Here is a 16,151-nt window from a genome sequence, read left to right as displayed (position 1 = left end):
CCGGCCGCCCACGTGCCCGGCAGGATGGGGTACCGGGCCCCGACGCTAGTCCCGGCGGGCCCGAACCAGTACCCCTACCCGCCCCTATGAAGGCGCCGCACCAAGGGCGCTCCTGGCTGCGGGCACGGCGCGAGCCGTTCGTGGACACACCCTCCGCCGCAGGTGGGACGGGTCGGGTGGCACCCCGCTCCGACGTGCGCCGCCCACCGGAGCCGACCGGCGATCCCACCCCGGCTCTGGGGTGGCCGGGGTGCGGCAGGGGCCCGATTGTGGGGACCCCGGACACGACTAAGGGGTGGGCAACAGGTCCACCGACACGTAATTTTCGAGCGGCCCCACTCTTCTCTTTCTCTGCATTCCGCCATCTGCGCGGGTCCGCGGTCCGCTGAACGTCATGACACAGGAGGGCATGCTCGGTGAGTAACGAGGAAAAACTTCTCGAGTATCTGCGCCGGGCGACAGCCGACTTGCGTGACATGCGCAAGAGGCTCGCTGCCGCCGAACGCAAGTCCAGTGGCGAGCCGATCGCGATCGTGGGGATGGCGTGTCGTTATCCGGGTGGGGTGGGTTCTCCGGATGAGTTGTGGGATTTGGTGGTGGAGGGCCGGGACGGTGTGTCGGGGTTTCCGGTGGACCGTGGGTGGGATGTGGAGGGGCTTTACGATCCGGAGCCGGGGAAGCCGAATCGTACGGTGACGCGTGAGGGGGGTTTCCTGTATGACGCGGCTGATTTTGATGCCGGGGTGTTCGGGATCTCGCCGCGTGAGGCGCTCGGGATGGATCCGCAGCAGCGGTTGCTGTTGGAGGCGTCCTGGGAGGCGGTGGAGAGTGCGGGGATCGATCCCCACTCCCTGAAGGGCAGCCGGACCGGCGTCTTCGCCGGCCTGATGTACCACGACTACGCGCTGGGCACCGAGGCCGCCGCAACGACCGGCGGCAGCCTGGTCTCAGGTCGCGTCTCCTACACCCTCGGCCTCGAAGGGCCGTCGGTCACCGTGGACACCGCGTGCTCGTCGTCACTGGTGGCCCTGCACCTGGGCGCCCAGGCGCTGCGGTCCGACGAGTGCTCGATGGCGCTGGTCGGTGGCGTGACGGTGATGACGACGCCGGACATGTTCCTCTACTTCAGCCATCAGCGGGGCATGGCGAAGGACGGCCGTTGCAAGTCGTTCGCCGCCGACGCCGACGGCACCGGCTGCTCGGAGGGCGTCGGCGTCCTCATGCTGGAACGCCTCTCGGACGCGCAGCGGAACGGACACCCAGTACTTGCGGTGATCCGCGGAAGCGCCATCAACCAGGACGGCGCCTCCAGCAGCATGACGGCTCCGAACGGCCCGTCGCAGCAGCGGGTGATCCGCGCGGCACTGGAGGGCGCGGGGCTGACCGCCACGGACGTGGACCTCGTCGAGGCGCACGGGACGGGGACCCGGTTGGGTGATCCGATCGAGGCGCAGGCGCTGTTGGCGACGTATGGGCAGGGGCGTCCGGAGGGCGATCCGCTGTGGCTGGGCTCGTTGAAGTCGAACCTCGGCCACACCCAGGCGGCTGCGGGTGTGGGTGGTGTGATCAAGGCGGTGCAGGCGATTCGGCATGGTGTGTTGCCGAGGACGTTGCATGTGGATGTGCCGACGCCGCAGGTGGATTGGTCTGTGGGTGCGGTGGAGTTGTTGACGGAGTCGCGGGTGTGGCCGGAGCGGGATCGTCCGAGGCGTGCTGGTGTGTCGTCGTTTGGTCTGAGTGGGACGAATGCGCATGTGATTGTGGAGCAGGCTCCGGTGGTGGTGGAGCCGGAGGTGGTTTCTTCGGTGGGGCTGCCGGTGGTTCCGGTGGTGTTGTCGGCGCGGAGTGAGGCGGGTCTGTCGGGGCAGGCGGGGAAGCTGCTGGCCCGGATGGATGCTTCGACTTCTGTGTTGGATGTGGGTTTTTCGTCGGTGGTGTCGCGTGCGGTGCTGGAGCATTGTGCGGTGGTGGCGGCGTCGGACCGTGAGGAGTTGGTGCGGGGGCTGACGGCTCTGGCCGAGGGTGAGTTGTCGCCTTCGGTGGTGCGGGGTGCTGTGCGTTCGGCTGGTGCTACGGCCTTCTTGTTCACGGGTCAGGGTGCGCAGCGGCTTGGGATGGGCCGGGAGTTGTATGGGGCGTTCCCGGTGTTTGCTGAGGCGTTCGATGCTGTGTTGGTTGAGCTGGACGCTCGGCTGGGCCGCTCGTTGCGTGAGGTGGTGTGGGGTGAGGACCCCGAGGTCCTGAACGGGACGATGTTCGCGCAGGCCGGGTTGTTCGCGGTCGAGACGGCGTTGTTCCGGCTGGTGGAGTCGTGGGGGGTGCGTGCGGACTTCCTGGTGGGCCACTCGGTCGGTGAGATCGCTGCCGCGCATGTGTCCGGCGTGTTGTCGCTGTCGGATGCGGCTGAGTTGGTGGTGGCGCGTGGTCGGTTGATGCAGGGGTTGCCGGCTGGTGGGTCGATGGTGGCGGTGGAGGCGGCGGAGGCCGAGGTGCTTCCGTTGCTGAGTGGTGAGGTGGGGATTGCGGCGGTCAATGGTCCGCGTTCTGTGGTGGTTTCGGGTGTGGAGTCGGCGGTTGCTGATCTGGTGGGGAAGTTTGCTGGTGAGGGGCGTAGGACGAGTGTGTTGCGGGTGTCGCATGCGTTTCATTCGCCGTTGATGGAGCCGATGTTGGCGGAGTTCGGGGCGGTGGTGGCGGGGTTGTCGTTCGGTGCCGCGTCGATTCCGGTGGTGTCGGGTGTGTCGGGTGATCTGGCCGAGGGCTGGGGTTCGGCGGAGTACTGGGTGCGGCATGTGCGGGAGGCGGTGCGGTTCGCGGATGCGGTGTCGTTCGTCGTGTCGCGGGGTGTGACGTCGTTTGTTGAGGTGGGCCCCGATGGTGTGCTGAGTGGGATGGCGCAGCAGTCGGTGGACGCGGAGTCCGCGGCTGTCTTCGTTTCGTTGGTGCGTAAGGGGCGTCCTGAGGTGGCGACGGCTGTCGCGGCGTTGGGGCAGTTGCATGTGGCTGGTGTTTCGGTTGACTGGGCCCGGTTCTTCGAGGGCTCGGGTGCTCGTCGTGTCGATCTGCCGACGTATGCCTTCCAGCGTGAGCGGTACTGGATGGAAGCGGAACTCGGTGGCAACGACCCCGGCTCGTTCGGCCTGGGCACTACCGATCACCCACTCCTCGGCGCCGCCGTCACACTTCCCGGCACGGACGGGCCCGTACTGACAGGCCGGCTCTCTCTCGACAGCCAGCCATGGCTTGCCGACCACCGCATGGGCGCTTCCGTACTGTTCCCCGGCACGGGCCTGGTCGAATTGGCGCTCTGTGCCGGTGCGCAGGTCGGCTGCGACGTGCTCGACGAGCTGACCCTCCAGGCGCCTCTGGTGCTGCCGCCCCGCGGCGGCGTCCAGGTCCGGGTCCGGGTAGGGGACGACGACGGCACCGGCGCCAGGACCGTCACCGTGCACGCGCGGGACGAGGACGACGAGGCGGGCGACACACCGTGGACCCTGCACGCCGACGGTGTGCTGCTCCCGGACGCGCCGGCCCCGGTCCGCGACGCCGCCGACTGGCCCCCGGAGGGCGCATCCCCGGTGGAACTGGGTGACGTATACGCCCAGTTGTCCGAGCAGGGGTACGGCTACGGGCCCGCGTTCCAAGGGCTCGACGCGGCCTGGCGGCGCGACGCCGAGATCTTCGCGGAGGTGGCCCTGCCGGAGGTGGCGGCCACCGACGCGGCGCAGTACGGTCTGCACCCCGCCCTGCTCGACGCCGCGCTGCACGCCTCACTCCTCGACGAGTCCGAGGCGATGCCCGGCGACGAGGGAACGGCGCGGCTTCCCTTCGCGTGGAAGGGTGTCCGTCTCCACGCCACGGGTGCGGCCCGGCTCCGGGTGAGGATCGCACCGTCAGGTCCCGACAGCATCACCGTGGACGGCTCGGACACGGAAGGGCGCCCCGTGTTCTCCGTGGGCGCCCTCGTCACCCGGCCGGTGGCCGTCGCGGCGACGGACGGGACGGCACAGCGCGGTTCCCTGTACTCCGTGCGATGGACGCCGCTCGCGCAGGCTCCCGCCCCGGCCGCACCCGAGGCCGTCGCCGTGAACTGGGACGACCGGAACAACGGCTCCGTGCCCGAGGCCGCCGTCCTCGTCTGGGAATGCCCGCCGCCTGCCGGCGACACGGTGTCCGGGGCGCACGAACTGACCGGCCGCGCCCTCGGTGTCGTACAGGAGTGGCTGACGGACGAGCGGTTCGCGGCCGGCAGGCTGCTCGTGGTGACCCGGGGAGCGGTCGCCCTGCCGGGCGAGACGCTCAGGCACCCGGCGGCGGCGGCCGTCGCCGGTCTGGTGCGGTCCGCCCAGACGGAGAACCCCGGCCGCATCCTGCTCACCGACACCGACACCGACACCGACACCGACACCGACACCGAAGCACCTCTGGGCGTGGACGTTGCCGCGTTGGCCGCCTCCGGCGAACCCGAGGTGGTGGTCCGGGAAAGTGGCCTGTGGGCGCCCCGGCTGGTCCGTGTCCCGCCCGCACGGGACGCGGCGGACCGGCCGTCGCCCGCCGTGGACGGCATGGACCGATCCTTCCCGGCCGATGCCCCGTCGCGCTCCCCGTTCGGTGGCGACGACCCGACCGTGCTGGTCACCGGCGGTACGGGCACCCTCGGCGCCCTCGTCGCACGCCACCTCGTCACCGCGCACGGTGTCCGGCGCCTGGTGCTCACCGGCCGCCGCGGACCCGATGCGCCGGGGGCCGCCGAGCTGCGCTCCGAGCTGGCGGGCCTCGGCGCCGAGGTCACCGTCGCCGCGTGCGACCTCGGCGACCGGGAGGCCGTCCTCGCCCTGCTGACCGCGCACCCGCCGACAGCGGTCGTCCACTGCGCGGGGGTGCTGGACGATGCCACCGTCGGCTCGCTCACCACCGACCGGCTGGCCCGCGTGCTGAGGCCGAAGATCGACGCGGCGTGGAACCTGCACGAACTGACGGCCCATCTGGACCTGTCCGCGTTCGTCCTCTTCTCGTCCGTCGCCGGCGTCCTCGGCAACCCGGGACAGGCCAACTACGCCGCCGGCAACGCCTTCCTGGACGCCCTCGCCGTCCTGCGGCAGGGACTCGGCCTGCCCGGACAGTCACTCGCGTGGGGGCTGTGGGCCGACGGCGACGGCATGGCGAGCGGGCTGGACGACACCGATCTGCGACGTATGAGCCGCTCCGGAGTGGAGCCCCTCGCCCCGGTCCACGCACTCGCCCTGCTGGACGAGGCCGGGCAGTCGGACGAGGCACTGCTCCTCCCGGTGCGGCTCGACCTCAGGACCCTGCGTGCCGCGGAGCCGCCGTCGCCGATCCTGTCCGGCCTGGTACGCCGCAAGGCGCGTGCCGCCTCCGCCGCCTCCGCTCCGCAGCCCCGCTCCGGCCTCGCCGCCCTGGCGCCGAAGGAGCGGTCGCGCGCCCTGCTCGACCTGGTCCGGGCCCAGGTGGCCTCCGTGCTCGGCCACGGGTCGGCGGCCGACGTGGAGCCCGGCCGGGCCTTCACCGAGATCGGGTTCGACTCCCTGACCGCGATGGAGCTGCGCAACCGGCTGGCCTCCGAGACCGGGCTGCGGCTGCCCGCCACCCTGGTCTTCGACCACCCCAACGCCCGCGCCGTCGCCGGGCATCTGGACACCCTGCTCGCGGGCGACGTCGCCACCGCCGCTGCCGCCGCGGTCGCCGCACCGTCCGACGACGGCGACCCCGTGGTCATCGTCTCCATGGCCTGCCGCTATCCCGGCGGGGTGCGCTCGCCCGAGGACCTGTGGCGGCTCGTCGACGACGGTGTCGACGCCATCACCGAGTTCCCCCGCAACCGGGGCTGGGACCTGGAGCGGCTCTACGACCCGGAGTCCACCCGGCCCGGTACCTGCTACGTACGCCACGGTGGATTCCTGCACGACGCCGCCGACTTCGACCCCGGTTTCTTCGGGATCAGCCCGAACGACGCCCTGACCACCGATCCGCAGCACCGGCTGCTGCTGGAGGTGGCGTGGGAGGCGATGGAGCGGGCGACGATCGATCCGTCGGCGCTGAAGGGCACCGCGACCGGCGTCTTCACCGGCACGATGTACCACGACTACGCGGGCAACAGCGCCGCCGGATCGCTGGGCCCCGGCCGGATCTCGTACACCTTCGGTCTCGAAGGGCCCTCGTTGGCCGTCGACACCGCCTGCTCGTCGTCCCTGGTCGCACTGCACCTGGCCGCCCAGGCCGTCCGGTCGGGCGAATGCGGGCTGGCCCTGGTCGGCGGTGTGACCGTCATGTCGACCCCCGAGACGTTCATCGAGTTCGCCCGGCAGCGCGGACTGTCCCGCGACGGCCGGTGCCGCTCGTTCTCGTCGGCCGCCGACGGCGCCGCCTGGTCCGAGGGCGCGGGCATGCTCGTCATCGAACGGCTCTCCGACGCCCGCCGCAACGGGCATCCGGTCCTGGCCGTCCTGCGCGGCAGCGCCGTCAACCAGGACGGTGCCAGCAACGGACTCATGGCCCCCAACGGCCCCTCCCAGCAGCGCGTCATCCGGCAGGCCCTCGCGAACGCGGGACTCGGGACCGCCGACGTGGACGCCGTCGAGGCCCATGGCACCGGGACCACCCTGGGCGACCCCATCGAGGCGCAGGCCCTGCTCGCCACCTACGGCCAGGACCGGGCCGAGGGCAGGCCGCTGTACCTCGGCTCGGTCAAGTCGAACATCGGGCACGCCCAGGCCGCCGCCGGCATCGCCGGGGTGATCAAGATGGTCGAGGCGATGCGGCACGGCGTCCTGCCGAGCTCCCTCCACCTGGACGAGCCCTCGCCCCGGGTCGACTGGGAGACGGGCGACGTCACCCTGCTGACGGCCCCGCGCCCGTGGCCCGAACTGGACCGTCCGCGCCGCGCCGGAATCTCGTCGTTCGGCATCAGCGGCACCAACGCCCACGTGATCATCGAGGCCCCCGCGGACGATCCCGGAGCCCCTGCGGACACCGGTGCCGAAGCCACCCCCGGCGACGCCGGGAGCACCGCCCCCGTGCCGTGGCTGCTGTCGGCCCGCGACCCCGAGGGCACGGCCCGCCAGGCCGGGCGGCTGCTGGCCCATCTGGAGTCCCGGCCGGGCGCGAGCACCCTCGACGTCGCCCACTCCCTGGCCACCACCCGCACCTCCCTGGAACAGCGTGCCGCGCTCCTGGTCACCGACCGGGCGCAAGCCCTGCGCGATCTGGCCGTCCTCGCGGACGGCGGCTCCACCGCCTCGCTCGTGACCGCGCGGGACACCGGACGCCCGGCCGGCGGACCGACCGCCTTCCTCTTCTCCGGCCAGGGCTCCCAGCGCCTCGGCATGGGCGAGCGGCTCCACCGCGCCCACCCCGTCTTCGCGCAGGCCTTCGACGAGGCCGTCGCCGCGCTCGACCGCCACCTCGACCGGCCGCTCGCCGCCGTCATCCGCGAGGACGAAGCCGCGCTGAACCGCACCGGGTACACGCAGGCAGCGCTGTTCGCCTTCGAGGTGGCCCAGTTCCGGCTGCTGGAGTCATGGGGCGTCCACCCGGACTTCCTGGCCGGCCACTCCATCGGGGAACTGGTCGCCGCCCATGTCTGCGGGGCCCTGTCGCTGCCGGACGCCGCCCGGCTGGTCGCCGCGCGCGGCATGCTGATGCAGGCGCTGCCCCAGGGCGGGGCCATGGCCGCGCTGCGGGCGAGCGAGGACGAGGTGGCACCGCTCCTCACCGGCGAGGTCGCCGTCGCCGCCGTCAACGGCCCCGAATCCGTCGTCGTGTCGGGCACCGCCGCCGCGGTGCGGGCCGTGACGGACCACTTCGCCGCGCTGGGCCGCTCGGCCAAACCGCTGCGGGTGTCGCACGCCTTCCACTCGCCGCTCATGGAGCCCATGCTGGCCGACTTCGCCCGCGCGGCCGCCGGGATGACGGTGAACGAGCCGTCCGTCCCGCTCGTCTCGACCCTGACCGGGCGCGTCGTGACGGCCGCCGACCTCGCCGACCCCGGCCACTGGGTCAGGCACGTACGGGAAGCCGTACGGTTCGCCGACGCCGTACGCACCCTGGACGAGGCGGGTGTCACCACGTACCTGGAGATCGGCCCGGACGCGGCGCTGTCCGCCCTCGGCCCCGGCTGCCTGCCCGGGACGACCACCGCCGCGTTCCTGCCGCTCTCCCGCCGCGACCGCGACGAGGCGGCGGAACTGGTGGGAGCCCTCGCGCTCGCCCACGTACGCCATGTCCCGGTCGGCTGGGCGGAGTTCTTCGCCGGCAGCGGGGCGAGCCGTATCGACCTGCCGACGTACGCGTTCCGCCGTGAGCCGTTCTGGGCGCTGCCCGAACGGGCCGCTGCCGACCTCACCGCCGCTGGACTGGGCGCTGCGGAACACCCGCTGCTCGGCGCGTTCGTGGCCCTCCCCGACGGCGGCGCCCTGCTGACCGGCCGGCTGAACCGCTCCGAACTGCCCTGGCTCGACGACCACGATCTGCTGGGGACCCCCGTCCTGCCCTCCGCCGCCTTCGCCGACCTCGCCCTGAGTGCCGGAACGCAGACGGGCTGCCCCCGGCTGGAGGAGCTGACCGTGACGGCGCAGCTGCCGCTGCCGGCCGGTCCCGGCGCCGCCCTGCGGGTCACCGTCGGAGCACCCGCGGACGACGGCCGCCGCACGGTCGACATCCACTCCAGGGCCCAGGGCACGGAGGCGGGGGACGACGACGCGGCCTGGATCCGGCACGCCCGGGGCGTCCTCTCCCAGCTCGCCGCCGACCCGGCCACGGAAACGTCGACCTGGCCGCCGTCCGGTGCCACCCCGGTGGACCCTGACACCCTCTACGACCGGCTGTTCGCCCTCGGCCACGGTCACGGCCCGGCCTTCCGTACCCTCAACGCCGCCTGGCGGCGCGGGGACGAACTCTTCGCCGACGCCGTACTCGACGAGAACACCGCTCGCGAGCAGTGCGCGCTGCACCCGGCCCTGCTCGACGCCGCCGTCCAGCTGGCCCGGTTCGGAGCGATGTCCGACGCGGCGGAGCCGGCCGACGGGGCGCCGCTGAGTCCCGCGGCCTGGACCGGCGTGCAGATGCACCGCACCGGCGCCACCGAGCTGCGGATACGGGTCCGGCCGACCGGGCAGGACCGTGCGTCGTTCGACATCGCGGACGGCCAGGGGCAGCCCGTACTGACGGCCACCGACGTCGCCTGGAAGCCCGTCACCCGGGCCGAACTGACCACCGGCGCACCCGTGGGCGCGCTCTACCGGCTGGAGTGGGCGCCCGCGCCCGTCGACATCGCCGACCTCGGATCCAGGACCGCCGTGCTCGCCGCCGCCGGACCCCTCGACGACCCGCGCACCGGCCTCCCCTTCCCGGCCTTCGACCCGGCCGGCCCCGGGGACGGGCCCGCCCCCGACTTCGTCCTGCTGCCACTGCCCGCGCCCGCCGACGGCGGCGAGGTGCCGGAGGCCGTACGTACGCACAGCGCCCAAGTCCTCCATCACATGCGGGAGTTCCTCCGCCACGCACCGGACGGAGGAGCGGCCAGGCTGGTCGTCGTCACCCGGCACGCCGTCGGGGCGGGGGACGAGGCACCGGACGTCCGGCACTCGGCCGTGTGGGGCCTCGTCCGGGCGGCGCAGAGCGAACACCCCGGACGGTTCGTCCTCGCCGACGTGGACGGGCTGGACGCCTCGGCGACCGCGCTGCCGGACGCGCTCGCCACCGGCGCCGACGAACTCGCCGTCCGGGGCGGAACCGTACTCGTCCCGAAGCTGGTCCCGGCGCGGCCCGGCGGCAACGCGACCACCCTCCCGCCCGGCGGCACCGTGCTCGTCACCGGCGGGCCCTCCGCGACGGGCGCCGCACTGGCCCGCCACCTCGTCACCGCACACGGCGCCGGCCGCGTGATCGTCGCCGGCGGCGCCACCGCACCCGGGGCGGCGGACACGCTCACGGACGGCACCGATGCCGAACTGGTCGTCAGCGACTGCGATCCCGCCGACCGCGACGCGCTCGCCGCCCTGCTGTCCGGCCTCCCCGACGGCCGGCCGCTCACCGCGGTCGTCCACACGGGCGCCGCCGGGGAGAGCGCACCGATCGGCGAACGCACCCCGCACCTCCTCGACGAAGCACTGCGCCACGACGCCGACGCCGCCTGGAACCTGCACGAACTCACCACCGGCCTCGACCTGTCGGCCTTCGTCCTGCTCACCTCGACCCATGGCCTCGTCCACGGAGCCGGAGCGGCCCACCACGCCGCCACGCACACCTTCCTGGACGCCCTCGCCCGGCACCGGCACACCCTCGGCCTCCCCGCCACCGCCGTCGCGCTCGCCCCGGGCAGCACCACCGAGGGCCCCGCGGACGAGCACGGCTCGCCGGAGTCCGGCACCGGACTCCGGCCGCTGACCGCCGAGCGCACCACAGCACTCCTCGACGAGGCGCTGCGCACCCGGACCGCCTCCCTGCTCGCCCTCCACCCCGACCAGGGCGCCCTGCGCTCCCCGGCGGGCCACCTGCCACCCGTACTCGGAACACTGGTCCGCACCCCCGGCCGCCCCGCAACCCGTCCGGGCACCGGCCTCTCCGCCGCCGCCGACCTGCACCGACGCCTCGCCGGACGGGGCCAGGACGAACGCGGCCGCATCCTGCTGGAACTGGTCCGCTCACACGTCGCCACCCTGCTCGGCCATCCCACCCCCGAGGCGGTCGGCGCCGACCGGGCCTTCCAGGATCTCGGCTTCGACTCACTGGCCGCCGTCGAACTGCGCCGCCGGCTCGGCAGCGCCACCGGCCTCAGCCTCCCCGCCAGCCTCGTCTTCGACCACCCGGACTCCCGCGCCGTCGCGGCACACCTCACCGGACTGATCGACGACGAGTCCGACGAACAGGACGGCACCAAGGCCCTGTTGGGGATGCTCGACCAGCTCGACGCGACCCTCACCGCCGCAGAGCCCGACGCCGGGGACCGCCCGCGCATCACCTCCCGGCTGGAAGCGCTGCTGCGCCACTGGCAGGACATCCACGGCGACGACAGCAGCCGCGCCGGGCACGAGGACGACGCCCTCGACTCGGTCACCGACGACGAACTGTTCGACGTGCTGGACCAGGAGATCGGACTCCTCTAGTACGCCCCCGACCAGTACGCCCACCGACACGCCTTCGCCCCGTCGCACACACCGCCGGTCACGGCACCGGTTCCGCCCGGCACGGCTGACACCCGCACCGAGATTGGTTGAGGAACAGATGGCAACCCAGGACAAGCTCCGCGACTACCTCCAGCGGGCCACGGCCGACCTGCGGCAGGTCAAGCGCCGTCTGCGGGAGGCCGAGGCCAAGGAGCACGAGCCGATGGCGATCGTCGGCATGAGCTGCCGCTACCCGGGCGGCGTGACCTCCCCCGACCAGCTGTGGGAACTCGTCGCCGAGGGCCGCGACGGCATCACGGCCTTTCCCGTCAACCGGGGCTGGGACGTCGACGGGCTGTACGACCCCGAACCCGCCACGCCCGGACACACCTACGCCCGCGAGGGCGGCTTCCTCCACGAGGCCGACCGGTTCGACGCCGACTTCTTCAGGATGAGCCCCAAGGACGCCCGCGAGACCGACCCCCAGCAGCGCCTGCTGCTGGAGACGTCATGGGAGGCGCTGGAGCACGCCGGAGTGGACCCGCTCTCCCTGAAGGGCTCCCTCACCGGCGTGTTCGCCGGCGTCGTCTACCACGACTACGCCACCGACGGCGGCACCGGCGGCCTGGCCAGCGTCGCCTCCGGACGCGTCTCCTACACCCTCGGGCTCCAGGGCCCGGCCGTCACCGTCGACACGGCCTGCTCGTCCTCCCTCGTCGCCCTCGACTGGGCGGTCAAGTCGCTGCGCACCGGCGAGTGCGACCTGGCCCTGGTCGGCGGCGTCACCGTGATGGCCACACCCACCTCCTTCGTCGGCTTCAGCCAGGAACGCGGCCTCGCCCCCGACGGCCGCTGCAAATCCTTCGCGGCGGCCGCCGACGGCACCGGCTGGGGCGAAGGCGTCGGCATGCTCGTCGTCGAACGGCTCAGCGAAGCCCGGCGCAAGGGACACCGCGTACTCGCCGTGGTCCGGGGCAGCGCCGTCAACTCCGACGGGGCCAGCAACGGCCTCACCGCGCCCAACGGCCCGGCCCAGCAACGGCTCATCCACCAGGCCCTCGCCGCCGCCCAGCTCACCGCCGACCAGGTCGACGCGGTCGAGGCCCACGGCACCGGCACCACCCTCGGCGACCCGATCGAGGCGCAGGCCCTGCTCGCCACCTACGGCCAGGGCCGACCCGCCGGCCGGCCGCTGTACCTGGGCTCGATCAAGTCGAACATTGGGCACGCCCAGGCCGCCGCCGGTGTCGGCGGAATCATCAAGATGGTGCAGGCCATGCGCCACGGCATCCTGCCCCGCACCCTCCACGTGGACGGCCCGACACCGAAGGCCGACTGGTCCACGGGCAACATCTCCCTGCTCACCGAAGCCATCGCCTGGCCCGACCTCGGACGCCCCCGCCGCGCCGCCGTCTCCGCCTTCGGGCTCAGCGGCACCAACGCCCACGTCATCATCGAGGAGGCGCCGGCGGCCGAGGAGGACGAACCGGCGGCCCCGCCCACCGTGACGTCCACGCTGATCCCGCTGCCGCTCTCCGCCAGGACCCCCGACGCCCTGCGCGACCAGGCGGGCCGTGTCCTGGCCCACGTGGAGGCGCACCCGGACGCGTCGTTGCTGGATCTGGGCTACTCGCTGGCCACGACGCGTGCCGTGCTCGACCACCGTGCCGTGGTGGTGTCCGAGGATCGTGACGCTGCGGTGCGTGCGTTGTCCGATCTGGTGGCGGGCCGGGAGAGCGCGGACGCTGTCACATCGGCGGGTTCCACGGCTTCTGCGGGATCCACCGGCTCTTCGGGTTCTTCGGGTGCGTCCGCGGAGGGCCTGACGGCGTTTCTGTTCACGGGACAGGGCGCGCAGCGGCTGGGGATGGGCCGGGAACTGTATGAGGCGTTCCCGGTGTTCGCGGAGGCGTTCGACGCGGTGCTGGTTGAGCTGGATGCCCGGTTGGGGCGTTCGTTGCGTGAGGTGGTGTGGGGTGAGGACGCCGATCGCCTGAACGGGACGATGTTCGCGCAGGCCGGGTTGTTCGCGGTCGAGACGGCGTTGTTCCGGCTGGTGGAGTCGTGGGGGGTGCGTGCGGACTTCCTGGTGGGCCACTCGGTCGGTGAGATCGCGGCCGCGCACGTCTCGGGCGTGCTGTCGCTGGCGGACGCGGCCGAACTGGTGGTGGCGCGCGGTCGGTTGATGCAGGCGTTGCCGGCGGGCGGGGTGATGGTGGCGGTGGCCGCGTCGGAGGACGAGGTGCTTGCGCTGCTGAGCGACCAGGTGGCGCTGGCCGCGGTCAACGGAGCCTCGGCCGTGGTGGTGTCGGGGGCGGAGAAGGAGACGCTTGCCGTCGCGGAGCACTTCACCGCGCTGGGACGGCGGACGAAGCGGCTGAGCGTGTCGCACGCCTTCCACTCGCCGCTCATGGAGCCCATGCTCGACGCCTTCCGGGAAGTCGCCGCCCGGATGACGTATCACGCACCCCGGCTGCCCGTCGTCTCCAACGTGACGGGCCGGCTCGCCGGACCCGATGACCTGACCACTCCCGAGTACTGGGTCCGCCACGTCCGTGAGGCGGTCCGGTTCCGCGACGGCGTACGCACCCTGCACGCCGAAGGGGCCCGGGTCCTCATCGAGATCGGTCCGGACGCGGCACTCACCCCCATGGCGGCCGACTGCCTGACGCCGGCCGACGGCACCCTCTGCGTCCCCGCCCTGCGCCGCGCCCGCGCCGAGGAACGCACCCTGGTCACCGCCGTGGCCCACGCCCACGCGCACGGCGGCGCCGTCGACTGGAACGCCTTCTTCGCGGGCCGGGGCGCTCACCGCGTCCCCCTGCCCACCTACCCCTTCCAGCGTCGCAGCCACTGGTTGGAGCGCCCCGAGGCCCAGGCCGGCCCCGACCCGGCCGCCGACCCCGCCGGAACCGCGTTCTGGGAGGCCGTCGACCGGCAGGACGTCGCCGACCTCGCCGACCGGCTCTCCGTCACCGAGACCGCACTCGGCGAGGTCCTGCCAGCGATGGCCCACTGGCGCAGACTCCACCAGGAGCGGGCCGCCCTCGACAGCCTCCGCTACCGCGTCGTCTGGCAGCCCGCCACCACACCGGACGCCTCCGCCACCGCGCTCGACGCCCCCTGGCTCGTCGCCGTCGCCGAAGGACAGGCCGACACCCCCACGGTCACCGCGATCCTGGCCGCACTCATCGAACGCGGCGCCTCCCCGCACGTCATCGAGGCGGTCCCCGGACAGAGCCGCGCCGACCTCGCCACCCGGCTCACCGCACAGCCCGCCGCCGGCGTCCTGTCCCTGCTCGCCCTCGACGACCGCCCCGAACCCGCACACCCCCATCTCACCCGAGGCCTCACGGCAACCGTCACCCTCGTGCAGGCCCTCGTCGGCACCCCGGACGCCCCCCGGCTCTGGTGCGCCACCCAGTCGGCCGTCGCCACCTCCCGCTCCACCGAGCTGACCGCCCCGGCACAGAGCCAGCTCTGGGGGCTCGGAGGCGGCCTCGCCCTCGACCACCCCGACACCTGGGGCGGCACCGTGGACCTCCCCGCCGAACCGGGCCCCGCCGACCTGCACCGCCTCTGCGACGTGCTCTCGGGAGCCACCGGCGAGGACGCGGTGGCCCTGCGCGCCGACGGCATCCTCGCCCGCCGCCTGGTCCGCGCCCCCCTGGGCGACCGCGCCCCGCGCCGGGCCCGCCCGTCGCACGGCACCGCGCTCATCACCGGCGGCACCGGCGGACTCGGCGCCCACGTCGCCCGGATGCTCGCCGCCGACGGAATCCCGCACCTGCTGCTCCTCAGCCGGCACGGCGACGCGGCCGCCGGCGCCCGCGAACTCGCGGCCGAACTGGAAACGGCCGGCACCCGGGTGACCCTCGCCGCCTGCGACGTCACCGACCGCGCCGCACTGGCCCGGGTCCTCGACGACGTACCCGCGGAACTGCCCCTGACCACCGTCGTGCACGCCGCCGGGGCCATGCAGCGCATGGCACCGCTCACCGAACTGACCGAGGACGAGTTCGCGGCCGTCGGCCACGCCAAGGTCACCGGGGCCCAGCACCTCGACGACCTCCTCGGCGACCACCCCCTCGACGCCTTCGTGCTCTTCTCCTCCGGCGCCGCGGTCTGGGGCAGCGCCGGGCAGGCCGCCTACGCCGCAGCCAACGCACACCTCGACGCCCTCGCGCACCGCCGCCGGGCCCGCGGACGCACCGCCACCTCCGTGGCCTGGAGCTCCTGGCAGGGCGGCATGGTCGACGCCGAACTCAGCGCCGTCATGGAACGCATCGGCGCACCCGCCATGGACCCCCAACTCGCCATCGGCGCACTGAAGCAGGCCCTGGAGCACGACGAGAGCCACCTCGTCGTCGCCGAGTTCGACTGGTCCCGCTTCGCCCCCACGTACACGCTCGCCCGCCCGCGCCCACTGCTCGACGCCCTCGACGACGTGACGCGGATCCTGTCCGCCGAGCCGGACTCCGCCTCCTCCGACGCGGACAGCCTGATGACGCGGCTCGCCGGCCTCTCCGCCGCCGAACGCGGCCGGGCACTGCTCGACCTCGTACGCACCCGCGTCTCGACCCTGCTCGGCTACGACGCGCCCTCCCAACTCGACCCGCAGCGCGCCTTCGAGGACCTCGGCTTCGACTCCGTCGCCGCCGTGGAACTCCGCCAGGCCCTGACCGCCGCCACCGGCACCCAACTGCCCGCGACGCTGATCTTCGACTACGCCACCCCCACCGCACTCGCCGAGCACCTGCACACCCGGCTCTTCCCCGACAGCGACGACACCGCGACGCCGATCCTCGCGGAGGTCGACCGGTTCGAGGAACTGATCGGGGCGCTCGGCATCGAGGAGATCCGCAGCAGCCGCATCACCTCACGGCTGCAGACCCTCCTCGACACCCTGACCACCCTCCAGAGCGGCGAAACGGGGGTGGCCGCCGTGCGGGACACGCTCGACGAGGCCTCCGCCGACGACGTCCTCGCCTTCATCGACCAGGAACTCGGCCTCGCCTGACACGGGCA

General features: G+C 73.3%; 2 protein-coding genes. Both read left to right on the top strand.

Features of this window, described 5'->3' with window-relative positions:
• Positions 1-416 precede the first annotated feature (416 nt).
• Entirely contained in the window at positions 417-11,123 is a 10,707-nt protein-coding gene (locus OG322_RS09720; protein WP_329306300.1) for a type I polyketide synthase, read from the top strand.
• A gap of 118 nt (positions 11,124-11,241) precedes the next feature.
• Complete coding sequence (locus OG322_RS09715) at positions 11,242-16,143, top strand: type I polyketide synthase (protein ID WP_329306299.1); 4,902 nt, start codon at positions 11,242-11,244, stop codon at positions 16,141-16,143.
• Positions 16,144-16,151 lie beyond the last annotated feature (8 nt).

The sequence above is a fragment of the Streptomyces sp. NBC_01260 genome (assembly GCF_036226405.1).
In the GTDB taxonomy this organism is placed as follows: domain Bacteria; phylum Actinomycetota; class Actinomycetes; order Streptomycetales; family Streptomycetaceae; genus Streptomyces; species Streptomyces laculatispora.
Note: the sequence above shows the minus strand (reverse complement) of the source record. Positions and strands in the feature narration are given on the sequence as shown.

Coding starts and splice junctions, on each gene's coding strand:
- OG322_RS09715 (WP_329306299.1), top strand. CDS start 11,242: ATGGCAACCCAGGACAAGCTCCGCGACTACCTCCAGCGGGCCACGGCC.